The 25856-nt window shown below is 43.2% G+C and carries 29 protein-coding genes and 1 pseudogene; 9 read left to right on the plus strand and 21 right to left on the minus strand.

The genetic code is table 11. The features are described 5' to 3' along the window. A partial coding sequence (locus tag BTR1S_RS06860; protein WP_156483219.1) for a YhgE/Pip domain-containing protein occupies positions 1–484 on the minus strand: 484 nt, incomplete at its 3' end. Positions 485–659: 175 nt separating this feature from the next. On the opposite strand from BTR1S_RS06860, the gene BTR1S_RS06865 reads away from it, so the two are divergent. The 3 genes from BTR1S_RS06865 to BTR1S_RS06875 all read left to right on the plus strand — a co-directional run bounded on the left by BTR1S_RS06865 (position 660) and on the right by BTR1S_RS06875 (position 1969). Continuing rightward, on the plus strand, positions 660–1265 hold the full coding sequence (locus tag BTR1S_RS06865; protein WP_006636228.1) for a TetR/AcrR family transcriptional regulator: 606 nt from the start codon (positions 660–662) through the stop codon (positions 1263–1265). Between the two features lie 98 nt (positions 1266–1363). Beyond that, a complete protein-coding gene (locus tag BTR1S_RS06870; RefSeq protein ID WP_006636229.1) occupies positions 1364–1489 on the plus strand; it encodes a hypothetical protein in 126 nt (41 codons plus the stop codon). A gap of 21 nt (positions 1490–1510) precedes the next feature. Further along, on the plus strand, positions 1511–1969 hold the full coding sequence (locus tag BTR1S_RS06875; RefSeq protein WP_006636230.1) for a YndM family protein: 459 nt from the start codon (positions 1511–1513) through the stop codon (positions 1967–1969). Between the two features lie 89 nt (positions 1970–2058). Here the strand turns inward: BTR1S_RS06875 and BTR1S_RS06880 are convergent. Then, positions 2059–2319 (minus strand): annotated as a pseudogene (locus tag BTR1S_RS06880) (gamma-glutamyltransferase); the annotation flags it as partial. A gap of 118 nt (positions 2320–2437) precedes the next feature. Between BTR1S_RS06880 and BTR1S_RS06885 the strand changes: the two are divergent. Then, positions 2438–2938, plus strand: a complete 501-nt coding sequence (locus BTR1S_RS06885) for a DinB family protein (protein WP_006636232.1) — start codon at positions 2438–2440, stop codon at positions 2936–2938. 152 nt (positions 2939–3090) lie between these two features. On the opposite strand, the gene queC is transcribed toward BTR1S_RS06885, so the two are convergent. From queC to BTR1S_RS06955, 14 genes are all read right to left on the minus strand, one after another. Further along, entirely contained in the window at positions 3091–3786 is a 696-nt protein-coding gene (gene queC / locus BTR1S_RS06890; protein WP_006636233.1) for a 7-cyano-7-deazaguanine synthase QueC, read from the minus strand. A gap of 1 nt (position 3787) precedes the next feature. Further along, positions 3788–4492 (minus strand): 7-carboxy-7-deazaguanine synthase QueE, encoded by a 705-nt coding sequence (locus tag BTR1S_RS06895; protein WP_006636234.1) that lies wholly within the window; start codon positions 4490–4492, stop codon positions 3788–3790. Positions 4493–4502: 10 nt separating this feature from the next. Then, positions 4503–5309: an ABC transporter permease gene (locus tag BTR1S_RS06900; RefSeq protein ID WP_224254413.1), complete on the minus strand. Its 807-nt coding sequence runs from the start codon at positions 5307–5309 to the stop codon at positions 4503–4505. Further along, entirely contained in the window at positions 5290–6081 is a 792-nt protein-coding gene (locus tag BTR1S_RS06905; RefSeq protein WP_006636236.1) for an ABC transporter permease, read from the minus strand. The genes BTR1S_RS06900 and BTR1S_RS06905 overlap by 20 nt, the downstream gene beginning before the upstream one ends. After that, entirely contained in the window at positions 6065–7075 is a 1011-nt protein-coding gene (locus tag BTR1S_RS06910; RefSeq protein ID WP_006636237.1) for an ABC transporter ATP-binding protein, read from the minus strand. Before BTR1S_RS06910 ends, BTR1S_RS06905 begins: the two co-directional genes overlap by 17 nt. Positions 7076–7101: 26 nt before the next feature. Further along, positions 7102–7755 (minus strand): PIG-L deacetylase family protein, encoded by a 654-nt coding sequence (locus BTR1S_RS06915; RefSeq protein ID WP_006636238.1) that lies wholly within the window; start codon positions 7753–7755, stop codon positions 7102–7104. Further along, positions 7742–8545, minus strand: a complete 804-nt coding sequence (locus tag BTR1S_RS06920) for a class I SAM-dependent methyltransferase (protein ID WP_006636239.1) — start codon at positions 8543–8545, stop codon at positions 7742–7744. Before BTR1S_RS06920 ends, BTR1S_RS06915 begins: the two co-directional genes overlap by 14 nt. Beyond that, the gene (locus tag BTR1S_RS06925; RefSeq protein ID WP_006636240.1) at positions 8520–9347 is read right to left on the minus strand and encodes a glycosyltransferase family 2 protein; all 828 of its coding nucleotides are present in this window, start codon (positions 9345–9347) and stop codon (positions 8520–8522) included. Before BTR1S_RS06925 ends, BTR1S_RS06920 begins: the two co-directional genes overlap by 26 nt. After that, complete coding sequence (locus BTR1S_RS06930) at positions 9340–10020, minus strand: DUF5591 domain-containing protein (protein WP_006636241.1); 681 nt, start codon at positions 10018–10020, stop codon at positions 9340–9342. The genes BTR1S_RS06925 and BTR1S_RS06930 overlap by 8 nt, the downstream gene beginning before the upstream one ends. 16 nt (positions 10021–10036) lie before the next feature. Next, entirely contained in the window at positions 10037–11686 is a 1650-nt protein-coding gene (locus tag BTR1S_RS06935) for a carbamoyltransferase family protein (RefSeq protein ID WP_006636242.1), read from the minus strand. A gap of 12 nt (positions 11687–11698) precedes the next feature. Next, the gene (locus tag BTR1S_RS06940; RefSeq protein ID WP_061781671.1) at positions 11699–12766 is read right to left on the minus strand and encodes a bis-aminopropyl spermidine synthase family protein; all 1068 of its coding nucleotides are present in this window, start codon (positions 12764–12766) and stop codon (positions 11699–11701) included. A 156-nt stretch (positions 12767–12922) separates the two neighbouring features. Further along, a complete protein-coding gene (locus tag BTR1S_RS06945) occupies positions 12923–13324 on the minus strand; it encodes a 6-pyruvoyl trahydropterin synthase family protein (RefSeq protein ID WP_029418399.1) in 402 nt (133 codons plus the stop codon). Positions 13325–13904: 580 nt separating this feature from the next. Then, positions 13905–14531, minus strand: a complete 627-nt coding sequence (locus BTR1S_RS06950; protein ID WP_006636245.1) for an FMN-dependent NADH-azoreductase — start codon at positions 14529–14531, stop codon at positions 13905–13907. A gap of 137 nt (positions 14532–14668) precedes the next feature. After that, entirely contained in the window at positions 14669–15157 is a 489-nt protein-coding gene (locus BTR1S_RS06955) for a TraR/DksA family transcriptional regulator (RefSeq protein WP_029418398.1), read from the minus strand. 147 nt (positions 15158–15304) lie between these two features. Between BTR1S_RS06955 and BTR1S_RS06960 the strand changes: the two genes are divergently transcribed. After that, positions 15305–16492, plus strand: a complete 1188-nt coding sequence (locus BTR1S_RS06960; RefSeq protein WP_029418397.1) for an oxalate decarboxylase family bicupin — start codon at positions 15305–15307, stop codon at positions 16490–16492. Between the two features lie 343 nt (positions 16493–16835). On the opposite strand, the gene BTR1S_RS06965 is transcribed toward BTR1S_RS06960, so the two are convergent. Both BTR1S_RS06965 and BTR1S_RS06970 read right to left on the minus strand, forming a co-directional pair. Continuing rightward, complete coding sequence (locus BTR1S_RS06965; RefSeq protein ID WP_006636248.1) at positions 16836–17180, minus strand: PH domain-containing protein; 345 nt, start codon at positions 17178–17180, stop codon at positions 16836–16838. Positions 17181–17654: 474 nt separating this feature from the next. After that, on the minus strand, positions 17655–17864 hold the full coding sequence (locus BTR1S_RS06970) for a DUF6501 family protein (RefSeq protein WP_006636249.1): 210 nt from the start codon (positions 17862–17864) through the stop codon (positions 17655–17657). 290 nt (positions 17865–18154) lie between these two features. On the opposite strand from BTR1S_RS06970, the gene BTR1S_RS06975 reads away from it, so the two are divergent. Beyond that, positions 18155–19642 carry an aldehyde dehydrogenase family protein gene (locus tag BTR1S_RS06975; protein ID WP_006636250.1) on the plus strand — a complete coding sequence of 496 codons (1488 nt, stop codon included), beginning with the start codon at positions 18155–18157 and terminating at the stop codon, positions 19640–19642. A 179-nt stretch (positions 19643–19821) separates the two neighbouring features. Continuing rightward, the gene (locus BTR1S_RS06980; protein ID WP_006636251.1) at positions 19822–20010 is read left to right on the plus strand and encodes a hypothetical protein; all 189 of its coding nucleotides are present in this window, start codon (positions 19822–19824) and stop codon (positions 20008–20010) included. 462 nt (positions 20011–20472) lie between these two features. On the opposite strand, the gene BTR1S_RS06985 is transcribed toward BTR1S_RS06980, so the two are convergent. The 3 genes from BTR1S_RS06985 to BTR1S_RS06995 form a co-directional block, all read right to left on the minus strand. After that, positions 20473–21018, minus strand: a complete 546-nt coding sequence (locus tag BTR1S_RS06985; protein WP_006636252.1) for a GNAT family N-acetyltransferase — start codon at positions 21016–21018, stop codon at positions 20473–20475. A gap of 36 nt (positions 21019–21054) precedes the next feature. After that, on the minus strand, positions 21055–21459 hold the full coding sequence (locus BTR1S_RS06990; RefSeq protein WP_006636253.1) for a cytidine deaminase: 405 nt from the start codon (positions 21457–21459) through the stop codon (positions 21055–21057). Positions 21460–21645: 186 nt separating this feature from the next. Next, on the minus strand, positions 21646–22590 hold the full coding sequence (locus tag BTR1S_RS06995; RefSeq protein ID WP_029418396.1) for an aldo/keto reductase: 945 nt from the start codon (positions 22588–22590) through the stop codon (positions 21646–21648). A gap of 528 nt (positions 22591–23118) precedes the next feature. Between BTR1S_RS06995 and BTR1S_RS07000 the strand changes: the two genes are divergently transcribed. Together BTR1S_RS07000 and BTR1S_RS07005 are read left to right on the plus strand one after the other, a co-directional pair. After that, on the plus strand, positions 23119–25008 hold the full coding sequence (locus BTR1S_RS07000; protein ID WP_006636255.1) for a terpene cyclase/mutase family protein: 1890 nt from the start codon (positions 23119–23121) through the stop codon (positions 25006–25008). Next, a complete protein-coding gene (locus tag BTR1S_RS07005) occupies positions 25005–25847 on the plus strand; it encodes a superoxide dismutase (RefSeq protein WP_029418395.1) in 843 nt (280 codons plus the stop codon). The genes BTR1S_RS07000 and BTR1S_RS07005 overlap by 4 nt, the downstream gene beginning before the upstream one ends. Positions 25848–25856: the final 9 nt, after the last annotated feature.

Here is a 25856-nt window from a genome sequence, read left to right on the forward strand (position 1 = left end):
GCCCCGCCGCATTCGCCGCGATTGGATTGGCGCCTTGATTCACAATTTGCCCCGCCGCATTCGCCGCGATTGGATTGGCGCCTTGATTCACAAGAACCGTCATTTTTGCCCCGGACGGATTCGGCGTTTGTAATGAGGCTTGTTTTCGGCTGAAATCCTTCGGAATCAAAAGAGCGGCATAATATTTACGATCGTTCAGCCCTTCACGGGCGGTTTTTTCATTTTTTATTTCGACCCATTTCACCGCTGATGTACCGTCATGATTTGCTTTTTGTACATCTTTTATGTTGCGGACAATAGCGGCGCCTGCGTTTATGTTTCCCTGATTCGGCATATCAGCGCCCTGATCTTCATTCACAATCGCTATCGGAAGATGTTGGGGGGGTGGATGGACTGATGGAATCAATGTGAGAGAAAAAATCAAAACCACCAGGCATACGATAAACGGCGAGAATAAGAGTAATTTTTCTTTCAGCAATTTCATTCGGCAGATCTCCTTTTCAAAAAATGAACACAGTGTTGATTAACAATCACTGCGTTCATTATAATGGAATAAAGGCAAAACTCAATGAACGATAAATCCGCAAATGTTCATTTCTCAACAAAAAGAAGAACATTGTTTATAACTGAAAAAATAAAGCGGCGAAAGGCTGGTATGTATGGCAAAACAGACGGACAGAAGAATCAACCGCACAAAAAGGATGATCAGAGATGCTCTATCAGAGCTGATGGAGGAAAAAGCATTTGAAGAAATCACCGTAACCGATATGACAAAAAAAGCGGACATTAACAGGGGAACATTTTACTTGCATTATCAAGATAAATACGACTTATTGGATCAGAGCGAGGAAGAAATCATCGATGAAATACGGGAGATCGCCAAACAATCGATTGAATCGATGGGGGCATTGAAGACGCCTGTCATTGAAGCGCCTCTTCCATTTGTAGTCGACATTTTTGAATACTTTAAAGAGAACGCGGTCTTTTTGAAGGCGATTTTAGGCCCAAAGGGAACGGGATCGTTTCCAATCAAATTTAAATCCGTGTTGTCCGAAAACTTAACACGCATTCAACAGTCGATCAGGACGAATACGCTCGTCCCCGAAGAATATTTAATCTCCTATATTGTAGGGGCCCATATCAGCGTCCTACAGCAATGGCTGGAAAGCGGCATGAAGGAAACGCCTCATGAAATGGCGCTCTTCTTATCAAAAATGACTGGCATGGGCCCCGCATTTGTAGCGGGGCTGAGAAAAAATTGCTGAAGATCGGGGGGGGACATCCCCCGTCTTCTTTTTTTGCCGGAAAATATGAATAAGAAACCTAAAATAAACCAAAATATAGTGAAAAAGGTGGTGAGAACATGGAGAAGAAAGGCATCCAAAACAGCAGCATCGAACAAATTCAAAATGACCATGAAACAGAAAGCGCATTCCAGCAAGACCAAAAAAACAACAAACAGCAAAAAAGCGGCAGGACATTAAAATAAAACGGAAGGTGATGAAACTTTATGAAGCATGTAAGGGCATTGTGTGTAAAGTTCATTGCAAGCCTTGTTCTTTTATATGTGATTTTAACTCTGTTTTTTGGTGTTCCTTTTGGAGACGTATTTGTTCTCACATTGTTTGTAGGAGTTGTATCCTATCTTGTCGGCGACCTTATGCTGCTTCCAAGAACAAATAATATAACAGCGACAATGGGAGATTTCGGCCTTTCCCTGATTCTGATCTGGGCGATTCTCGCCATGCAGGATAATCCGCCGTATGCCTCGCTCGCATGGGCTGCCATCATTTCAGCACTGGGCGTGACCATTTTTGAGTATTTCTTCCACCGCTATATGGCGGCGAATATTTTAGACGAAACAGAGGGCGAAAAAAAGCGGGAAAACAGAGGAGCTTTGCAGTATCAAAATGAAGCGTCAGATGAACTTTACCCGGTAACTCCATCAAAAAAACGCGATAAAAAATAAAGAAAATCCTATTGGGGCTCATCCGTTCCGATAGGATTTTCAATCTTTTGCCAGGCGGCTATACACCCATCTGTTCTGCCCGCCAAAAGGCCGTTTTCATTCAAACCAAACAGTTCTCCTTTTGTCCATACAAGCGCGAAGGCGTCCCCGCCGATTCCGTTCGATGTCGGTTCAACACCTGTAAGGCAGTCTGCCGCCGCAATTGCCGCATCAACGGCATTTCCGCCTTTTTTCAACATATCAAGGCCGGCATGGGCCGCAAGCGGCTGTGACGCCGCCACCATTCCTTTTTTTGCATAAACGGTGTTTCGCTTTGACGGATACGGACAGTGCAACAGATCATAATTCATGATTTCCCCCCTCCTGCCACTACAGCTTCGGAATTGAAATAAAATAAATCCTTCCTCTTGAAGGAAATAGAACAGGCCTTGTCGAAATCTATTCCTTTAAAAGCAAGGAGGACATAGCATGAAGCATGATCTAGCCAAACATTTCGATTACCATATTTGGGCAAACCGCCAGGTGTTTGAGCGCCTGAAAAGCCTTCCGGAAGACCTATTCAAGACAGAAATCAAGAGCGTGTTTCCTTCTGTTTCAGCCGTCATCATCCACATGTGTGTCACAGACTCACTTTGGCTGGACATTATAACCGGAGGCGGCTATGAGGAAACAAAGGCACTTGCTGTGCGGCGCAATGAAGAACTAAAGGAAGCTAACATTGAGAAACTGATCGCTTTTTTTGAAGACACCGCGGCCAAATATCAAGCTTTTTTAGAGGGGCTTGACAATCTCGACCTACCTCTCGCGGTTGAACACCCGGCGCTCGGGCGGAGAGAAACAACCGTTGCCGAGCTGATGAATCACGTCATCAACCACGGCACCTATCATAGAGGCAACATTTCAGCAATGCTGCGGCAAATGGGATATTCGAGCGTCCCGACGGATTATGCCTATTATCTATGGAAATAGCTCGTATTGACAATATCAAGGGGGCTGAAATACTGGCTTTGGAGTCATCTGACTTCTTTCACGGTCAATACAGCCCCCGCTTTTATCCAGTTAAAACAGTGCGATGATCATCTGCGCAGGTGCATATTCCTGCTTTTTCGACAGTTTTGAGCTTAAATGACTTGAGTATTTTTATACGGGATAGGGTCTTTACAGCCGGCTTCTTTAAACCCTTTCAGCCTTAATGTGCAACTGTCACATTCACCGCAAGCGTATTCTTCTCCGTTATAGCAGGAGGTGGTAAGTTCGTACGGCACATGCAGCCGAAGTCCCAGAGTGACCGTATCCGCTTTACTTAAGTTGATAAGAGGAGTATAAATGTTTGTTTTTTTCCCTTCGATATTTCTTTTAGTCGCAAGGCGAATCGTATGGTTTAAGCTGTCAATAAACTCAGGACGGCAATCGGGATATCCGCTGTAGTCGACTCCGCTTACCCCGGTGTAAATCGCTTCCGCTTTTATCACTTCCGCATAAGCTGCCGCACAAGAGAGAAAAATTAAATTCCGCGCCGGTACGTATGTTGCCGGAATGGCATCTTGATTCATTTTCTTCGGAACGTCTATATGTTCATCAGTTAAGGCGCTGCCTCCTATTTCTTTGAAAAACTCAATATTCACAATTCTATGATCGTGTACTTGATAATGCGCTGCTATTTTTTTTGCCTGTTCCACTTCTCTGGAATGCCTCTGACCATAGTCAAATGTGATGGCATGCAGCATGTAGCCTTCTTTCTCGGCAATCCCCATGCAGGTGGCACTGTCTAATCCCCCGCTTAAAACAACAACTGCTTTCTTTTCATTCTTTTTCATGTTACACACCCCTTGTCTGCGGATCCCAAATGATCTTATGAATTTGAAGATTAACCTGAATATCCTTCCGTCTGCTGTTTAGCACTTTTTTGACAAGGTCTGCCGGCGTCATCGTCTCCCATACCGGACTCATTAAGAGACGGCCTTTTTTATAATGCTTGTCAATGATCTCCATAGCAATGTTAAAATCATGTTCCGTTCCGATAACAAATTTGATTTCATCCTGTTCATCTAATAAATCAAAATTTTCATAGACCATTTTTTTCATTTCTCCGCTGTCTGGAAGCTTAAAATCCATGATAAAGCGGACTTTATTGGATATGATGGTGGAGAGACGCCTCATGTTTATAAAAGGCTTTAAAAGAATAGCGCCATTTGTTTCAACATGGATATCTTGAATGCAATCGATTTTGGCCAAACGATCAATTAAAGCCATTGATTTTTCCCCGTGGATTAACGGCTCTCCTCCGGTCAAACAAACATAATGATTTCCCAGACAGCGAACTTTTTCCGCGATTTCTTCTATTGTCGCTTCAAACTCAGGTTTGCTCGGTGCATAACTGTACGTCGTATCGCACCATACACAGCGCAGGTTACAATGAAACAGCCTGATAAATGTCGTCTGCTTTCCCGCAGCAGATCCTTCTCCCTCAATGGTTTCGAACATTTCCACCAGCGGTAATGAAGCATTTGTGTCAAAATTCATCTTACACTCATCACCCTCCTGCGCTTTGATAATACTTCAGTGAAATTTTCCAAAAAACGGCACTGAATACTAGAAAACCGCCGACATATAAGAAATAGTGAAGCATATTTGTTTCATGGGACACTTGCAAAAGGCGTTCTACCGGCACATTAGCGACGATTACGATTGGAAAAACAAAAACAAAAATAATTTTGCCGATCCCTTTAAAAAAAGACGTCGGATATCTAAATAACGTCATAGCTCCTAAAAACAATTCATGCAGTCCGTCTACTTTCGTGAACCAGATTGATAATGTCATGGTGATAATCCAGAGCGAGTAAGCCAGTACCACCCCAGTTAAAATAAACAATAAGTATTCCAGGATTTGATGAATGTGCAACATGACGTTTAGATGGGCCAATGCATAGATGATCAGCGCAATGGCCGGAAATAAATTACCGAAATTACCCATATCCAGTTTCCTTAAGGATGCAATGAACTGGCTGTTTACCGGTTTTAGCAAAAGAAGATCCAAAGTTCCTTTATTAACCAATGACGGAATATATGGAAGATTATTAATGAATAATACAAAAATGAAAGACTTTAAAAGCTCGCTCGTTCCAAGCAATAAGTAAATTTCATATATACTCCATCCATTGACGTTTTCCACATAGCCATAAAGTGTATTGAAGAAAATCAGCGTGATGGCAAACCATATCAGGCTGTCAATGATATTCATAAAGAAGTTGGTTCTGTACATCATTAAATTGATGCTATTGATTTTAACAATATGAAGAAAAAGACTGATGTATCTCATGTCACGCACCAACCGATTCATATTTTGACATCGCCCGTTTCCAAGCGTACCTCGAAAAGACAGATAGTATTCCGATCCATATCAGCTGTGTAAATAAACCGTATAGGATATCGCCGGCTTCCAAACGGCCAAGATATATGTTTGCAGGAAAATCAATCAAGTATGCAAATGGGAGGTTTTTGACGATAAGATAAAATGGTTCCGGCAAAAGCTGTAATGGAAACAACGTTCCTGAAAGCAGCTCCAGCAAAATATCTACTGTAAAAAAGAAAGAGGCAATCTCAACAAAATAAAAGGAAAACAGAGAAACGAGAAAATACAAACTATAATACAGAATCATCGCCAAGACGACGGCTGCAATCAGGCCGGCTACATCATGAACATCAGGAAATAAAAAATATTCTCTGTTGCATAAAGCAACGATCACCAAGGGAATGCTGACAAGGATGAATTGCACCAGCTTATTTCCGGCATTTTTCGAAAACCAAAAACCCCAGTAAGAAATGGGTTTTGTTAAATATTTCGAAAGTTCGCCGCTGCTCACCTCATCTTGAATCGACCAGTGAAAAGTGGGCAGCAATAAGATCTCGAACATTTTTGCAATAATGACATAGGTAATCATCGAATGAATTGTATATCCCTCAATGAATTGTTTATGGTCATAGACATTTTGCCATAAATAAACGACGGCAATTAGAGGAAGCAAGCTGAACGCCATATACAGCAGGGTGTTGAACCGGTACTGGAAAGCGGTTTGTATCGACATGAGCCCTGGTTTAATATATTTTTTCAATTTTTTCATCTCCGACATGCTCTGATTGTTTATAAATTTCCTCTAATAGAAATTGTATTTCTGTATGCTTCTCTTCAAAATGAATGATGTCGCAATCATTGATTATATCTCTTAAAGCCTGGCTGAATAGATTTCTGCTGATTTTCAACAGAATGGTATGGTCATGTTCTTCGATGATTTCGCCGTATTGCTTCAGCAGCGAAAGGCTGTCCTTATCTGAAAACGTGATTGACAAAAACTTATATTCACCATCGTGCAAACCTGGCAATCCATCGAGGCTCCCGTTATAATAAAGCTCCCCATCCCGCAAAATCAGAAGATGCTCACAAAGCTCTTCAATATCAGGCAAGTAATGGCTCGTTAAAATAACCGTTACGTCTCGCTCCCGGCAGTACGACTTCAAGAATCGTCTAATATTTTTTTGGGCGATAAAATCCAAGCCGATTGTTGGCTCATCTAAAAATAAAATGTCAGGTGAATGAAGGAGAGCGGCTATTAATTCGCATTTCATCCTTTCGCCGAGAGAAAGATTTCGAACAGGCGATTTCACAACATGCTCCACATGCAAAGCGGCTGTCAGCCGCTCGATGCTCCGCTCGAACTCGTCTTGGGAAATCTGGTATATTTCTTTATGAAGCAAAAATGTTTCATATGGGGTAAGATCCCACCACAATTGATTTTTTTGTCCCAATACCACCCCTATTTTTCTTAAAAATGCCGGTTCTTTTTTATGCGGTGTAAATGAATCGACTGTTATCCTGCCGGAAGTGGGTGTAATCAAACCCGTCATCAACTTTATTAATGTCGACTTGCCGGCGCCATTTGCACCGATAAGACCAATTATTTTTCCTTTTGGAATCGAAAAAGAAACATTTTTTACAGCATGAACCATTTCTTTTTTGCGATGAAATAAACTCTTCACTGAATTCCAAAATCCTTCATCTATTGAAGCTCTGCTGAATGAACGTGATACATTTTCCACCTTTATAATCATGAAACGAATCCTTCCGTTGTCAGATTTTAAAATTTGAAAATTTCTGCGAAATCAGTGCCGGCCTGCATGCCCCTATATGCATTTAATCCTTTTACCCCATTTTCCAAATGAAGAATGGCTCCTTGGGATTTATAGGCATTCAACGCTTCTATTTTTTGATCGATCACACCGCTGATATCACAAGCGAATTGATACGTTGTTAATGGAGTCCAAACTTCGTATTGCAAACACCTTTTGATCCTGTTTGTCCTTTTTTTATTTCGCAGAAAATGAGAGCGGCTTAAAAATAATGCTTCACCGGTAACTTCATTGACAATTCGGTGATCACGGTCCGCTTCCTCTGAGTGAGGATAGTATACATAGTCAGGCTCATACTCATCTATGTGCATCATGACCTTTTCAACAAGGTCTCTTCTATAGGTGAGATCCCGGTCTTTTTCTTTTAGAAAATGAATATCTTGCGTTCCGATTATTCCGCAAGCTCTACGGCATTCCTTCTCCCGTATGTCAACATTGTTTTCGATGCTGCCGTCGATTCCGGAAAATTCGCCCATTGTGACGATAATGATTCTTGCTTGATCCCCATTTTGAATCGCTTTGGCTATTGTTCCACCGCATCCGATAATTTCATCATCATGGTGCGGGGCAATGACTAAATGTTTGCTTTTATTTGAGTGCATTTCCATTCTCCTTGCTTGAAGATAGCTTTGTGACGTAAATCATAAACTCGCTGCCTCTTTTAAAAGGCTCTTTATTGTAATCTCCGTAAAAACCCAAGACAGCGAACCCCCTGGACTTCAGAAGATAAAACATTTCGGTCGGCAGTGTATACCGAGTTAAAAATTGGAATTCGTATTTTTCCGTCACTTTATCATGTTGATGTATTTCAAATAAACAACGGGTTGATACAATTTGTTTGTAATGATCGATGCGAAAAATATTCTGGGATTTAATATACTGATGATCTTTTGGCGGATGAGCTGTGTTTCCGAAATCTTTTTGCCTTTTGTCATAAGCGCAAACTTGCGGCGGCGATATGATGTCAAATATAAATCGGCCCTCTGGTTTTAGCAGCTGCTTTATCTTTTGAAGCGCTTCAGCCTGGTCTTTCGGAGTCAACAGATACTCAAATACGCCGCCGCTCATAAATACATAATCAAACCGGCTTACGCAATGAAAATCCTTAATATCGGCAACTTCAAAATGAACGCGTTCTGAAGATTTCCGATCACATTGAGCAAGCTTCTTTTTTGCAGTTTCAATCATCCCTGCTGAAATATCGATGGCATGAACGATAGCTCCATTTTGCGCCAATTGAAAGGCCAGCCGGCCGGATCCGCAACCGATATCAAGAATTGAGACCCCTTCCTTTGCAAAGCTGGTGTAGAAATCAAATAACCCGTCCGGTTCAGGTATTAATTTGTCATAAACACTTGAGATATTGTCATACTGTTGTATTTGCTGAGCCATTCTTTTTTACGCCCCTTTCGGTTGCTTTGCTTTCCTTTTTAAATCCCAGGAAAAAGGAAATCTGCCATAAAGCAAGATATGCAGCTACACCTGTTCCAAACTTATTTTTTAAAGGAGTCCAGCTTTTTATCATGTTTTTAAATATCCGCTCAGGAGGCGCGTACCATTCTTTTCCCAATTGAACGCCTCTAGCTTGTCCTTTGCCATAGTTGTAAGAGCTCTTCAAATCGCCATACAATGACAAAGCAGGATGTACAACGCGCGCGCTGTCATCGTATCCGATACTAAGATTAGCCTTCCTTACCCTTGCATCAAAATCGTAATCTTCCGTCCAGTTGATTTGCTCGTCAAAATAGTAGCCGTCTATTTGATCGACAATATTCTTTCTAAATGCCAAAGGCGGAGAATACGCATTTTTTTTAGCGGTATGAATATGCCTTGAAGTGGCGATTATTTTTTCTCTTTTTGACCGGTAGGCAAAAAGCACCCTTCCTTTAGCCAACGGATGTTCAGACAACATTTTGTATAATGTTGCTATACAGCCCCTTCTAAAAATACAATCAGAATCCATCAGCAGCACATTGTTCTTGCTGGAAGCTTTGATTCCTTCGTTATAGGCCTTCGCAAGATTGGGAACCGGCAGATGGACCATTTTCGTATTGTGCTTTTTTGCTATGTCTTCAACCTGTTTGGTTGCACCGTTGAGCGCGACTATTATTTCCGCCTCTGCGTCTATGCTTTTTAAACACTCGTCAAGCCTGGGATCATTATATGCCGGTATTACGATCGACAAATCAATCAATACTGCTCACCTTTTTTAAAGTATTTTCCAAATCTTTCAGAACGGGATCCAAAATATAAAATTCTCCGAAATCTTTCAGTTTAGCCAAAACGTCTTTTGAATTTCTGAAGGTCTCCACTTCAGGTGTATGAAAGTATGGCACGCCTATTTCTGCGCAAAAATGATGAATGTCGGAAACAATGGAGTCTCTTATTGGCATGCAATAATGAATGACCGCTTTATAATCCTTTTGTTTTGAAGTTAAATAGTTCTTTATCCTATTTGAAAGCGAATGTTGATATAGTTTTTTCAATCTCAAATGTTCTTCCTTGGATAAATCCCCCATCTGTATCCAATCATAAGCGCAAAATGTCGGATTCATTTGATATTCATAAGGAATAACGCCTGCATTGGACAATATGATCGGATGTATCCTTTCATATTGATTTGTCACTTGCCTTATTTTTTTCCCGATATAGGAGAAGTCGTATGGTTTAGCCCATGTGCATACATGAAATAAAGCAATGTCTTTTCCTGCTGGTGGCGCGTATTCTCCACTGCAAAAAAACCGTTGCCATTCTTCAAATTCTTCGTGAAAAATATGGTCGCGGGTTGCCCCTCTTTTAAAGGTCGTTTCCCCCTTATAGACATTCTTCAGTTTGTATTCTGGAAAGTTGGGATAGGTCGCGCTCATGATCTGTCACCTCATCCTATTTTTTGATAAAAAAATGATTTAAGATTAGAAAATCCAGTTCAGAACTAAAAAATGAACGAATGGCATCCTTTGGTGAACAAACGATCGGCTCATTTCCAATATTAAAAGATGTATTCAAAACAGCCGGTATGCCGGTTTCTTCGTAAAAACATTGAATGAGCTCCCAATAAGATAAATTTGTCTCTTTATCTACGATTTGCGGCCTTGTGGAACCATCGATATGGGTGACTGCCTGAAGTAACTCACGCGAGGATTCGTGTATGGTCGCGTTTAACAGCATATAAGGAGACGCCGTTTCCTCCTTAATCGCGAGCGCCTGGTTTTCTGCGCTGATGCTCGGAGCAAGGGGGCGCCATTGTTCCCTTTCTTTTATATCATTTACTTTTTGAAGCATGTTTTCACTTTGCGGATTGGCCAGGATGCTCCGGTTTCCTAATGCTCTTGGTCCAAATTCCATTCTTCCGGCAAATCTCGCCCCGACTTTTCCTTTTTTTAAAAGCTGGACTGCAGCTTCGTTTATGCCAGTCTCAAAAAACTCGTATTTAATTTTATATTGTTCCAGCAAGTTTTTAATGTCTCCATCACTAAAGTTCGGCCCTGAGTAAACATGATCTTTTGAAAGTGTGACTTCAAAGCCCAGTTCTTTAGACAGCAACGCTCCCGCCCCTAATGATGTTCCCGCGTCAGATGCGGCAGGCTGTATAAAAATATCTTTCACTTCTTCTAATTCAAGGAGTTCTCTATTGCCTACACAGTTGAGTCCCACACCTCCCGATAGGCATATCCGGGAACAGCCTGTGAGTTCCAGCGCTCTTTTGGCCAAGTAGATCAGATTCTTTTCCAATGCTTTTTGTCCAAAAGCAGCTACATGTTTATATGATAAGGCATCAAGCTCATCGCATAGTTTGGCTTGTTTGCTATCGTAATAGTAATTTGCTGAATTTACTTTTTCGCCAAACTTTTTATGAAAATACATGATCCAATCTTTTAAAATTTGGTGATAAGTTCTTTTATTTTCATCATATTGATTGACAATGAGAGGGACATCCCCGTCCCATGCGCCATAAGAAGACAAGCCCATTGTTTTTCCTTCTCTAAATCTGCCCAGACCAATATATTTGGACAATCCCTCATAAAAGATTCCCAAGGAACTTTCCAAAGGATATACTTCAATGTAATCAATTTTCCCTTTTTCACCTTTTGCGATTGTGATGGACTCTTCCTCACCGGAACCGTCTACGACAAGTATTGCTGCTTCTTCAAATCCGGAACTATAATATGCTCCAGCCGCATGGGCTTGATGATGGGGGTATATATGAAGCTCGGGATCCTTTTTCCGGGAAAATATATGTCTTGGAAATACGCGGCCCATGATGTCCTTTGATGTCAACCCATGCTTGCCGCCATACTCCACTTCAAGTTTTGTCACATCCCACCCCAATGCTATGTAGTCGATGTCATCTGCTGTAATGCCTGCTTCATGCAAGCAATACGCTATGGAATGAAAAGGGGGAGTGTCAAAAGCTTTTTTTCTTCTTATAAATCGCTCTTCTTCAGCGGCAGCCAGCAATTTCCCTTGATAAAATAAACTTGCACTCGAATCGTGCACACCTTTATCCCAGCCATTTATCCCTAGCACATACATGAAAACACCTCATTATATTTTCCTCCTGATCTCCATAAATTCCTGAGGAAGAAAGATTGGTCTAACTGATTTTCTGATGAAAACATAAAGATCAGTATGAATATATAAATCTTTTATTGTGTCGTACCCGATGTTTATCTTGTTCATTTCCTCATTTAATTTTTCTGTGTTCAAAAAAGGTTCTTCGGCTACTTGATAGCTGCTGAAGTTTTTATATTTTTCCTCCAAATCAAAACCCATTTCATGCAGGTGCTTAAACAGATAATGCTCCCGTTGTCCAAGCCGGTCTGCACTAATATTGAGATAAATTGCATCCCCTGGTTCTCCTTTTAAAACTTCTTGCGCCCGCTGCAGCCATAAATCTATACCTTGTCCGTGATCAAGCGGATCGCAATGGAAAACGTCGTATTTCTTTTTATACTGATCAGGGGCTTCATATTTAACATCAAATTCGAATGCTTCAATTTGCAACCCGTGCCTCCCGCTGTAGTCTTTGATAAAAGAAATGAGATCACGGTCTATATCGCCCACAGATATGTTACATGCGCTGCTGCTCATTTGCCCGAGAGCAAGGCTTGTTAAATCGTCATCACCGCAAAAAAATATATGTTTCCATGGAGGTATCTGCTCAAAAATCATATTTGCACGCTTAACCGAAGTGCTCCATGTTGCTTGAAACTGTCCATGTTCTCTTTTGTTTTTTATCCTTTCGGGTATAACCGCATTTGCACAATCAACAGCAACCTCATCGTTTTTCAGTTTCTTTGAAAATACAATGTCGCCGTTTTGGCTAACTTGACAAAGTCCGTGATGACTTAACACATACAGGAGATTTATAGCGGTGTGTACCGTTCCGGTTATATCGATGACCTCTTGAAGCCTGTTTGCTCTATTTACACACTGCCACACATACGTTTCAAAACGCGGAAAGCTGATCCTGCTCCACAGATTCCATATCCCTACTATCTTTTCGGCCTGTTTATGTTTAAGAAGATGTCCGATTTCTGTTTCAAGATCTATCTTTAAAAAATCTTCATAGCACTTGTTTAAAATGTCTATAAGACCACATCCTATCAGCACCGGGATCTGCAAAACGAATCGTTTTGCAGATCCCTGTTTTTTGTTACATCGTTTTAGCGTTGGTTAAAAAAAGTTCATATTCTTCAAGTTCCAAATCGTCAGTCAAGAGCAAATCTTCAGAAACTTGTTCTTCCGTATGTTTCTTTTCCATATCCATCACCTCCTTTCAAATTTTTCATATCTCGCACTGGCTTCATTTGTTTCCTGGACATCGACCCATTTCACATTCGGTTTATTTCGCTTTGTTTTGCATAATGACTCTATGATTTCAAAAAAAACTTGAGCGACCCTTTCGGTGCTTGGCTCATATCCTCCCTTTTCCTTGTTAAATTCATCGAAATCATTCAACACATAATGGTCATACTTTTTTTCCAAATGATGCTTTACTTCACGGAAATCGATTAACATATCTTTCTCATCTAAAGCTGAACCGGTGATGCAAAAGGTCACTTTGTAGTTATGGCCGTGAAGTCTTTCACATTTTCCCGCACCGGCTACTTTATGGGCGCAAGAAATCCAGAAATGTTTTGTTAACGTATAGACATATTGATCGCTCATAATTTTATCCCCTTTTTCACGCTATCTTTTATTCATTAATCAGAATTTTCCGGATTATAAAACGATGAATAGAATCCAGGTTCTACTGCCTTTGGATCCGTGTGTAAAAAGGTTGCAATGACAATGAAGCGAAGTATTGTTCATGGTTTAAAAATGGTTGTGTGTTTTCCAAGAGGATTGAAGGATGAAAGCATCGTTTCAAACGAAACGTATTGGAGAAAGTTGTTTTGTAAACTGTTTTTAGAGAAAACGATGCGGTTGATGGTAAAATAGAAGATACGTTCATCTGCTGCAGGTTCTTCTGCTTTGAAACAAGTTCACACTTGTACAAATAGCGTATAAAAAACCGCCGCTTTGATTTCCAGCGTTATCATAATATGTAACTAATTGCAATATAACACCGCCGTTTTGTCGAAGTAAGGGAAAAATTGTCGTTTTTCCTTAAAACTCAAAAATATTAGATGTCTCCAAGTTCTCAAACAGCAGCCGCTTCTCCCCATAAAAATACACCCCTTAGAAGATTGGGCCCGGCAAAGGGCGCCAATATCTAAGGGGTGTACTAAATCAGGTGATTTCCGGATTAGAATGCAGCCGCTGCTTTTTTCGCTTCAGCAAGGCCGTCTTCAATGATTTTTTGCGCTTGATCAGGAAGCGCGTTGTGTCCTTCGACGACAACCGTATGCAAGTCTTGAATTCCGAAGAATCCCATGACGGTTTTCATGTAGTTCAGAGACATTTCCATTGCCGCCATCGGACCTTCAGAGTAGATGCCGCCTCTAGCATTTAATAGGGCAACCTTTTTGTCTCCCATTAATCCTTTAGGGCCTTCAGGAGTGTATGTAAACGTTACTCCTGCGCGGGATAGATAGTCGATATACGTGTGAAGCACCGCTGGAACCGCGAAGTTCCACAATGGGAAAGCAAACACGACTTTGTCCGCTTTAACGAACTGATCCAGGTAACGGTCGGCAACAGCTGCGGCCGCCTTTTCTTCCTCAGTCAATTCCATGCCTTTTCCTGCTTTGAATGTTCCGTTAATCGCATTTCTGCCAAGGTACGGCGGGTTTTCTTTATAAAGATCAAGCTCGATGATTTCATCATTAGGATGATTTTCTTTATAGCTGTTAAGGAACGCTTCGTAAAGTTTGACAGATACCGCTTCTTCAACTGTGCGGTCATTCGCTTTCACAAATAATACTTTAGACATTCTGTTTTACCTCCTGCGCTAACAATTTAATATTTACTTACAAATAGTATGTTACTTTCTTTTAGACAGAAAGTCAACTTATTTATTTCAATATCAAATTATTTTTCTATCAAAAAAAACACCCGGAATCGGGTGCCTTATTTTGAATCTTGCTCTTGATCAAGCCGTTCATAGGTAACTGAATGTTTTTGACCCATCGTTTCTTTATTTGTTAAATCCTCCATTTGCCTTGTAAATTCCCGGTCATCCCCTTCCCCCGCTACATCTCTTTTGTCTGTTTCGGCTTGGGCATCAAGCGTATATCTTGCGTAAGGGACGGCTTCAAGGCGCTCATAAGGAATTTCTTTTCCGGTTTTTTCGCATATTCCATATGTTCCGTCTTCCATCCGTTTGAGCGCGTCTTCCACTTCCCGCAATAAGTTCCTGTCTGTCTGCCGGAATGTCAGCTCTCTCATCCGTTCGACATACACACCGGCATGGTCGGCAAGGTGATTATCAACTCCGTTAGACAATTCCCCCGTTTCTTGGCTCATCGTCTGATCAATTGTTCTTTTACCGGAAAGTCCTTTTTTTAAATCCATCAATCTATGATAGAGGCGTTCTTTTTGTTCTTTTGTCAATGACATACGATCTCCTCCTTTGTTTTTCTTTTCCCGATGTATGAGGCTTAAAACGTGATGGCGCTATTGTGCGGACGGTTCAGATATATTTTTAGCTTCCGGATCATAAATTTCAGTTATTATGACATCACGACAAGTGAAGGGAGCATTCTTATGAAAAAGACGCCCGGAACTCAAGGCTCGCAAAATCATGTGCCGCATCCGATAAGGGAGGATGGCGCCGGTGCAACCGATTTTGGCCCCCGCGACATCATGCGGGATCTCGAGAATCCCGACATGCTCGTTCCTCCGGCTACGGATGCCGGTGCAATCCCCAATTTAAAGTTTTCGTTCTCAGACACCCATATGCAGTTAAAGCATGGCGGCTGGTCGCGTGAAATAACAGTTAGAGAGCTGCCTGTTTCCACAACGATTGCCGGGGTGAACATGCGGCTGACGCCCGGAGGTGTACGCGAGCTGCATTGGCATAAGCAATCAGAATGGGCTTACATGATCTTGGGTCATGCCCGAATCACCTCAGTCGACCAGGACGGGCGGAACTTTATAGCGGATGTCGGACCGGGGGATTTATGGTTCTTTCCCGCTGGAATTCCGCATTCGATTCAAGGGCTTGGTGATGGCTGTGAGTTCCTTCTCGTCTTTGACGACGGGAATTTTTCAGAGTTCGATACCTTTACGATTACCGACTGGTTCGCACACACACCGAAGGACGTCCTTGCCGCAAATTTCGGTGTACCTGAAAGCGCCTTTGCCCATATTCCCGACAAACAGCGCTACATATTCCAAACAAAGGTGCCCGGCCCGCTGGAAAGCCAGAAAGTATCAGATCCTTATGGGACGGTGCCAAAAAGCTTCATATACCGCCTGCATGCACAGGAGCCAATCATAACTCCGGGCGGGACGGTTCGGATTGTTGATTCCTCCAACTTTCCCATCTCGACGACCATCGCGGCGGCGCTGGTGGAAATCAAGCCCGGCGGTATGAGAGAAATGCATTGGCATCCGAATAACGATGAGTGGCAGTATTATCTATCTGGTACAGGGCGTATGACTGTATTCGCGGCGAACGGGACGGCCCGGACGTTTAATTATCGGGCCGGGGATGTAGGGTATGTCCCCTTTGCCATGGGGCATTACATTCAAAATACCGGCCCCCAAAGCCTTTGGTTTTTAGAGATTTTTAAGAGCAGCCGCTTTGCCGACGTTTCATTAAACCAGTGGATGGCACTGACGCCAAAAGAGTTGGTGCAGGACCACTTGAATGTAGGATCAGAGCTGATCAACGCCTTGCGAAAGGAAAAATGGCCGGTCGTCAAATACAATACAGACAGAGAGGCGTAAAGCTGTTTAAAAGGGAAACTCATCTGATTGTCATGTTTATAGAAGCGCCGACAAAGAAAAAATCGAATCCGGCAAGAATCCGAAGTCAGCCGCTTTACATTTTGAAAGCATGACCCGATTTTTTTGTTTTTCGGGAACATCGCTTTTCCAACATCCTTCGACAACGGCCACTTCCATCTGCATCCGCCGGTGTTTACGTGCACTCCTTCACAATGAGACCAACTCAGAAAGACGGACTTCAACCGGCTCTATGCGTCTTCTCATCCCTCAAAAAACCCGGCTTGCTGCAATGTGAAAACACAAATAAAAAAGGCCGTTCTCATGAAGAAACGGCCTGTCATCTTTACGCGCATAAATATTTTGATAAAATCGCTTGGATTTCAAGCATGTCGGTATCCTTTGTAAATTCCAGGTCAAAGACTTTGCTGCTTGTCATCAGTGAAAGAGCGGAGTCAGGATTGAACATGCTGACTTCTCTGATCGCAAAGCCTTCAATAGATTTGTAAGGCAAAAAAACACGGACTTTCTTTTTGGAAAACAGTTTATTGTCAAAAAAAATAATCCGTTTGTTGGTAAAACAAATTTGATCAATTCTTAGCCTGCAGACAGCTTCAATTTTTTCTCCTTCAATAAGCAGCGGTTCAAACTTTTTTCCGTCCGCTGTTTTGCTAGCTGAAAAAACGCCCAATCGAAACCCCTCTTTCTATGTACCCAATTTATGTTTATGCACAAGGCAAAAGTATTTTTCGGTTACTGCTAAGAATAGAATACGATAACCCTGTTTTATAAACAATTACGAGCAGATTACATTTTTTTACCGCTCTGTGTATGTTATTACTACCATTTAATACGCTGATAAAACATAGAAGGTTTCAACTTTTTATCACTTTTTTACTTATCATATGCATGTTATCCCATAACTTAAAAAGAACCGCAGAAAGATGTCCCTTTCTGCGGTTCTTTTTAGCGGTTTTCGTTTTCTATCGTGCCTTCCATACGTATCAGACACTTGCTCTTCCGTTACAGCATTCCTTCCTCCTGCTTTTTCCTGACTGTCTTCCCAAAGATATTTCTTGAGCTCTGATTAGCGGTCTTGCTTCATCCACATTCGCCCTTTCATTCGGTGATCATCTCTTCATAGTGATGATCACAGGGGGAATATTCAGGCTTTGATATCTTCAAAGTATTCTTTGTAATAACCGCCCACTTTATTTGTATTATCGATGATAAACAAAAACTCTTCTGTCTCGTTTTTGACTTCATAAGTTTTTCCAACGGTCAAAGCTCTGTTGACAATGTATTTTTTCGCATCAGTATGAATGCATGTTACCTTTTTTATAGTTTGGTTGTTCTGCCATTTTTCGTGAATCATATGAATAGCTCCTTTTTAATAACGATGTAATATTTCCATTGTAGCGGTTTTCAGCTGAAATGCAATGTGTATGAGGCAAAGATACATCACATTTCTTTCTGAACAGCCGAAACTGCAAATGAATATTGATTTCATTTGAATTTCTGTTATAGAATAGTGGTGTGCAGTTCCAAATCCAGCAATATACCCCACCTTCGGCGCCTCAGTGATCCAACCATAAAACACCCCATCACCAGGAAAAAAACCACAAGAAGACAGACCAAAATTTTGAGGGAGGTTTGTTTACAAACATGAGTTCTTTAACGATGCAGGTCAGTAAAAAGCTGGAGTCATTTTTGCAGGGAACAAAAAAGCTTTACATCAACGGCGAATTTGTTGCAAGCGCTTCAAGCAAAACGTTTGACACCCCCAACCCGGCTACGGGAGAAACACTTGCCACCTTGTACGAAGCAGGACCCGAAGATGTCGACAAAGCGGTGAAAGCAGCGAGGGAAGCTTTTGATCACGGGGAGTGGCGCACGATGCCCCCTGCCGAGAGAAGCCGGCTCATGTATAAACTCGCCGATCTGATGGAGGAACATAAGAACGAATTGGCCCAGCTTGAAACGCTTGACAACGGAAAACCGATCAGTGAAACGTCTGCCGGGGATATTCCGATGTCTATCGAACACATGCGTTATTATGCCGGCTGGGCGACAAAAATAACCGGCCAAACGATTCCTGTAAACGGACCTTATTTTAACTATACACGCCATGAGCCTGTCGGGGTTGTGGGACAAATCATCCCTTGGAACTTTCCGCTCCTGATGGCGATGTGGAAAATGGGCGCCGCCCTGGCGGCAGGCTGTACGATTGTCCTGAAGCCTGCAGAACAAACCCCTCTTTCCGCTTTGTATTTAGCAGAGCTTGTCGACAAGGCCGGCTTTCCAAAGGGCGTGATCAACATCATTCCGGGCTTTGGAGAATCAGCCGGGGAAGCGCTTACAGACCATCCTCTCGTCGACAAACTGGCGTTCACCGGCTCTACCGAAATCGGCAAAAAAATTATGGGGAAAGCGGCAAAGACCGTTAAACGGGTCACTCTCGAGCTCGGCGGAAAATCGCCGAACATCATCCTGCCTGACGCAAACTTGAAAAAAGCGATTCCCGGTGCATTGACAGGGGTCATGTTTAATCAAGGGCAGGTATGCTGTGCAGGTTCGCGCGTCTTTATCCATAAAGACCAGTATGACAAAGTCGTGGATGAAATGGTCGCATATGCAAAATCCCTGCGCCAGGGCGCGGGTCTTCATACAGATACGCAAATGGGGCCGCTTGTCAGCAAAGAACAGCATGAGCGGGTCCTTTCCTATATTGAAAAAGGACGCAAGGAAGGCGCGAAAATTGCCGCAGGCGGAACATGCCCTTATGAAGAAGGATATTTCGTTTCCCCGACCGTGTTTACAGATGTCGAAGATGACATGACGATTGCAAAAGAAGAAATTTTCGGACCTGTCCTGGCGGCAATCCCTTATGAAACGGTTGACGAAGTAATCGAACGGGCCAACCGGACAGAATACGGGCTCGCCGCAGGGGTTTGGACGGAAAATCTGAAAAACGCCCATTATATAGCTGACCGGCTCCAAGCTGGCACTGTCTGGGTCAACTGCTACAATGCGTTTGACGCAGCATCTCCGTTCGGCGGCTATAAACAGTCAGGCCTCGGCCGCGAAATGGGCTCATACGCTTTGGATAATTACACAGAAGTCAAAAGCGTATGGATTCACGTCGGCGAATAACAACATTTTCAGTTTCATATGGCAAACAAACACCGTCCCCAGGCTTGGACGGTGTTTGTTAGTGAATGTACAATATAACCTTCCCGCTCTTCGTTCCAATGTATCGTAAAATGAATGGAAGCCATGTCTTGAGATTGACCGCTGATGTTGGCCGTCAAGGAAAAGGATGTTTTTTTTAAATGGGTAAATGTTTAAACCGGTTGAATTCATTTTCTTTATTGGGAACAATCTTTTCTTTCGGAAGCTACTTCGTTTATAAAGTGAAAGAGCTGATTGGATTCCTGTATACAGGAATTCTCTTTTTGACGGCCCTTATGGCGACATATGTGATAATCGCTGTAAAAAAAGAGCTGCTAGAATACAAATAGCTCTAAAAAATAGAGTCAGGAGCGATCATGAGAGACATCAGCCAAACCGTTATTCTCCATTCATTAACTGATGCCAATACTTGCCCGCATGGGACACAATCTTTACATCGCGGTCGATTGCAGCGATCGTTTTGATGAACGAACTGGTAGATGTACTAGACTTTATCTTTGCCGTATTCATTTATTTTGCAACAGCAGCGCTTGCTTTTCCACGCTCTTCAAAAAGCGTCAATTGGAAGAGACAGTGATTTTACACGGTAAAGGGGAAAAAGAGATATGAAGTTCCAGGGGATTTTTCTGTTTAGCGGGATATATGCGGTGATTAGCAACGAAATCAAAGAAGCTTTCTCCATAATCGCAGCATGAGCACAATCGCTGCGGTGCAGTGACAGCCGCTGCACTCCAAAAAATGTGGAGAAAAAGCCATAAAAAGGACGAAGCTTCCTAGATTGAAAGCCGTCCCTAAATGATATCGTGCTTTTTCAGCTCTTCATATTCTTTTTTCAGCATCCCCATGATGATTTCGTCTGAATATTGATTGTTTAGAAAAAGAGACTGTCTGATGATTCCTTCTCTTTTAAACCCGGCTTTTTCATATGCTCTCAGAGCGCGGCTGTTATGGGAAAACACTTCCAGCTGAAGCCGGTTTAGTTTTAATGTTTCAAAAGCAAATTTCAGCGCCAGCCGCACGGCTTCTGTTCCATATCCCTTATTCAAGTGGCCTCTGCTGTGCAAAGCAATTCTGAAGCCCGCTTTTTGATTTTCCCGGTCGATTTCTACAATCGACAAGTCGCCGAGCAGCTCATCGTTATCCCGCAGGCAAATCGCGAAATCAAAGCGTGTCTCATCTTGTATGATCCGTTCGTAATGTTCATACAATTGATCCATTGTAAATACATGCCTTGTTCCCGTCATATACCTGATTTCTTCATCTTGAGCAGCCTTGTAAAAGCTCTTCATATCTTCTTTTTTGACGGGTCTTACATAAACGGAGCGGCTTTCCTGCATGACCATCCCCCCTCTTGAAGATTTGTTCACTTTCAATCATGAATCTTGATATGCAGCAGACCAATGATACGGCTGAATGTCCTGCAAAGATTTAAAAACGAGACGGCCATCAGCGGCAGTAACAGCGGCTTTCAGGTCCGGTCCCCAGTAAAAAAGCCTTTCCTGGCATACCCCGCAAGGCGTTAATACCTTATATTCGGAATGTTCATCATCTCTGACAACACAAATAGAGTGGGTGATTTTTGCTCCCAGCTTATGCGCTTCAAGAATGGCGCCTGTTTCAATGCATAGTTCTGTTGAAGCATTCATCACTTCAGGAGCCACGCTCGTCAATATTCTTCCATCGTCTGTATACATTGCGGCCGCTCCGCCCCATCCGGTAGGATACCTCTTTTGAATTAAGTCGACAGCGGCTTCGTAAAGAGCTTGTTCAATCTTCATGTTTATATCCCCCATTATCTACTATATTCCAGAACGTGTTCCAAAGGCAGTGTACAATCTCTATCATTTGCCGTCTATGGATCTACTTCATACGATACATGATTTTTCCCTGAAGGTAAATAAAACATCAGGGAACCCTGATAGGCGATCTTATCCATCTCCGCATCTTCCCAAGATTTTACGGGTTTATAACTCGCTTTTAACAAAAAACGGATTGGCGGCCCTATTGATTCTCTCGAGGTCTTTTTGTGTGAATGTGATATTGGCTGCCCCGCTGTTTTCAATCAGATATTTTTTTCGTTTTGTACCGGGAATCGGGACAATATCGCTGCCCTGTGCTAATACCCAGGCAAGCGCAATTTGGGAAGGCGCAGCCTTATGATTTTTTGCAATTCTCTCAAGTTCTGCGACTAATTGAAGATTACGATTGAACGTCTCCTCTTGGAACCTTGTGAAGCGCCTTCTGATATCATCGTCAGCAAAATCTTTGTATTGTTTGAGTTTGCCCGTTAAAAAGCCATTTCCGAGCGGACTGTGGGCGACGATACCAATGCCCAATTCCCGCGCTACAGGGAGCACTGCTTCGATATCACGATTCCATAATGAATATTCTGATTGCAGAGCCGTTATTTGATGAACTTTACTGGCGCGGGCCAAGAGGTCTGCGCCCGCATTTGAAAGCCCCAAAAATCGGACTTTTCCTTCTTTGACCAGGTCGGCCATGGCTCCGACCGTCTCTTCAATCGGGACATCCGGGTCGGGAATGTGCTGATAGTACAAGTCGACATATTCCATTTCAAGTCTCAGCAAGCTGTCTTCAATGCACTTTTTTACGTATTCGGGCCTTCCGTTCAACCCAACCGTGTTTCCGTGCCGATCGCGGACAACTCCAAACTTTGTGGACACGATGGCTTCTGAACGTCGATTTTTCAACGCTTTGCCTAACAGCTTTTCATTTTCCCCCATGCCGTATATATCGGCTGTATCAAAAAAATTCACTCCGGAATCTAAAGCCTGGTGAACGGCTGAGATTGCTTCGCTTTCATCGGCTTCTCCGTAAAATTCAGACATGCTCATACAGCCTAGTCCGATGGAGGACACTTCTAACCGGCCCAATTTTCTTTTTTTCATGTTCCCACCTCAATTGAATATGATTGCGGAGCATTTCTGCAGGATGCTTGAAGCATTGATAAATATATCGAAAATCTTTTTAAAAATATAGACTTATATTTGTACTTGAGTTATTCTAATGTAATTGTGGGTCCAAAAATAAGTGCAGCTTTCATCAAAAACGGCAGCTTGAACCTCTATGGTTCGGTTGCCGTTTTTTCTATGTAACTTTTACTTTCACAAATTTGTGTTTCCCTAGTTATGCCGACGTTTTGAATCATTCTCCGGACCTCGCTTTTTAGAATTTTGCATTTTGATCTAATGAGCAATTCGCTGATGAATTGATCAGCGATGTGTCACTGCGGCAAAAGCTGTTCGGCTAGCGCTTCCGCCCCATGATTCATTCTCCCCAGCTTGTATTCCGCGGTTTTTCTGTTTTCATTTATCCGAAAGCTCTGCTGCAAGTTCAGCATAACCATCTTATTTTGCGATCCGCTATGCATGACACATTTCTCCGGCGAATAGATTAATATGAAGGAGCTGAGAAGAATGCGTTCTTTACTGGAAGACGCGAAAGCTTTCAGACAAAAGACACTGAAAGATCTTCAAAACAGGCAGGAGACCGACGGATCATGGAGATTTTGTTTTGAGGGGCCTGTGATGACGAACAGTTTTCTCATTCTTCTGCTGACATCTCTCGGAGATCATGACTCTTCTCTGATCTCCAGTCTTGCCAGGCGGATCAGGTCCGAGCAAAACGAAGATGGGACATTCCGAAACTATCCGGATGAAGCTGAGGGGCATTTGACGGCGACGGTGCAGGGCTACACCGGCATGCTGGCTTCAGGAATCTATAGCCGCGATGAACCGCACATGCAAAAGGCGGAGGCGTTTATCAGATCAAAAGGCGGACTTCGATCTGTTCACTTTATGACAAAATGGATGCTGGCCGCTAACGGACTGTACCCGTGGCCGAGATTATATTTGCCGTTGTCTTTTTTGCTCATTCCCCCCGTGTTTCCGCTGCATTTTTATCATTTCAGCGCATATGCCAGAATTCATTTCGTTCCGATGGCGATAGCTTTGAACAAAAAATACGTGCTGAAAAACGAGCAGATCGGCTCGCTTCGCCACTTGGATGAAAATATGTCAAAAAATCCGCTCGATTGGCTCAGCATCCGCTCTTTTGATGAACGTAACTTTTATCCTTTCAATCTGCAATGGAAGGAGCTTCTGAAATGGCCGGTTTATGTTCATAACCTCGGGTTCGAAGCCGGGAAAAGATACATGCTGGACAGAATTGAACAAGACGGTACACTGTACAGCTATGCCAGCGCGACGATTTTTATGGTTTACAGTCTGCTATCACTGGGGATCTCCAAAAACGACCCTGTCATCAGAAAAGCGGTTAGCGGAGTAAAAGGACTTGTTGCGCCGTGCGGCGGTGAAGGCCTTTATGTGGAGAATTCAACTTCAACCGTTTGGGATACGGCATTATTAAGCTATGCGATGCAGGAAGCGGGAATGTCTCAAAAAAGTCCAACCGTCTCCTCTGCGGCTGATTATTTGGAAAAAAGGCAGCATATCAGAAAAGCCGATTGGGCCGTCTTTAATCCTCATGCAAAGCCGGGCGGCTGGGGTTTTTCAAATCTTAACACAAACAATCCGGATGTGGACGATACAGCGGCAGCATTAAAAGCGATCCCTTTAAACAGAAGGCCGGCCGACTGGACCCGGGGGCTTGCCTGGCTCTTGTCCATGCAAAACAAGGACGGCGGATTTGCCGCCTTTGAAAAAAACGTCGATCATCCATTGATCCGCAGACTGCCGATTGAATCTGCTGATGAAGCGGCGGTTGATCCGTCGACAGCCGATTTGACGGGCCGCGCTCTGCACGCACTTGGTCTGAAAGCGGGATATACGGAAAACCATTCGGCTGTCAGGCGGGCACTGCATTGGCTTTATCGCCGCCAGGAGAAAAACGGCTCATGGTACGGCCGCTGGGGCGTTTGCTATATTTACGGAACATGGGCGGCTTTGACCGGGATGAAAGCTGTCGGCGTAAGCGGAGAACACCCTTCCGTCAAAAAAGCCCTGTCCTGGCTTAAATCGATTCAGCTTCCTGACGGGAGCTGGGGTGAATCATGCAAAAGCTGTGAAATCAAAACGTTTGCGCCCCTTGCCTATGGCACGGCCGTTCAAACCGCATGGGCGCTTGAGGCTTTGCTGCAATACGAGGATCCACGCGAACCTCTGATCCAAAAAGGGTTCCGCTTTCTCATTGACGATGGCCTCCACCAGCCAAAACACCTCGTCTATCCGACGGGCATCGGGCTTCCAAAACAATTTTACATTTATTATCACAGCTATCCTTTTGTGTTTCCTCTTTTAGCATTAAGCGCGTTTATTAAACAAATGGAAATGAGGGAGAAACGTTGAACAGAGATGTATACAAGGAGGAATTGACGTCCTGGGCCAGCGGCCTGAAAGAACAGGTAAAACATGATTCTTCTTTGGAAAGCTGTTTAGATCAGCTTTTTCGATTGCTCGATGATGCTGATGCGACTGAACAGGAATGGTATGAACAGGCGGAAGCCGTTTATGAAGCAATCAGCCGAAGCAGCGCTTCAAAAAACCCGCAGCAGTACAGAATGGTTCCGATCGGAGGCCACCGCCTCCCAAGGCTTCCCTATTCCTACTCGGCTCTTGAGCCTTTTATTTCAAAAGAGATTATGTTCCTTCATCACACGAAACACCATCAGAGCTATGTCGACGGGCTGAACAAAGCCGAACGGGAGCTGCAAAAGGCGCGGCAGACAAAACAATTTCAGCTTGTGAACCATTGGGAACGGGAGCTTGCTTTTCATGGCGCCGGGCACTATTTGCATACAATTTTCTGGTATGCGATGAATCCGAAAGGCAAAAGAAGACCGACTGGTGAGCTGCTTGAGATGATCAACCGTTCGTTTGGCAGTTATTCCGCTTTTAAAGAACATTTTTCAGAAGCGGCCAAACATGTGGAAGGCGTCGGCTGGGCGATTCTCGTATGGGCCCCGCGCTCACACCGCCTTGAAATTTTGATCGCGGAAAAGCATCAGCTGATGAGCCAATGGGACGTCATTCCGCTCCTCCCCCTTGACGTATGGGAGCATGCCTACTATCTCCAATATAAAAATGAAAAGGCGAAATATGTGGACAATTGGTGGAACGTCGTTGATTGGCGGGAGCCGGAAAGACGCTTCGCCGCGGCGAAACACATCCTGTGGGAGCCATATTAATCGGCAGAA

The organism is Bacillus sonorensis NBRC 101234 = KCTC 13918 (genome assembly GCF_001592005.1).
Lineage (GTDB): Bacteria > Bacillota > Bacilli > Bacillales > Bacillaceae > Bacillus > Bacillus sonorensis.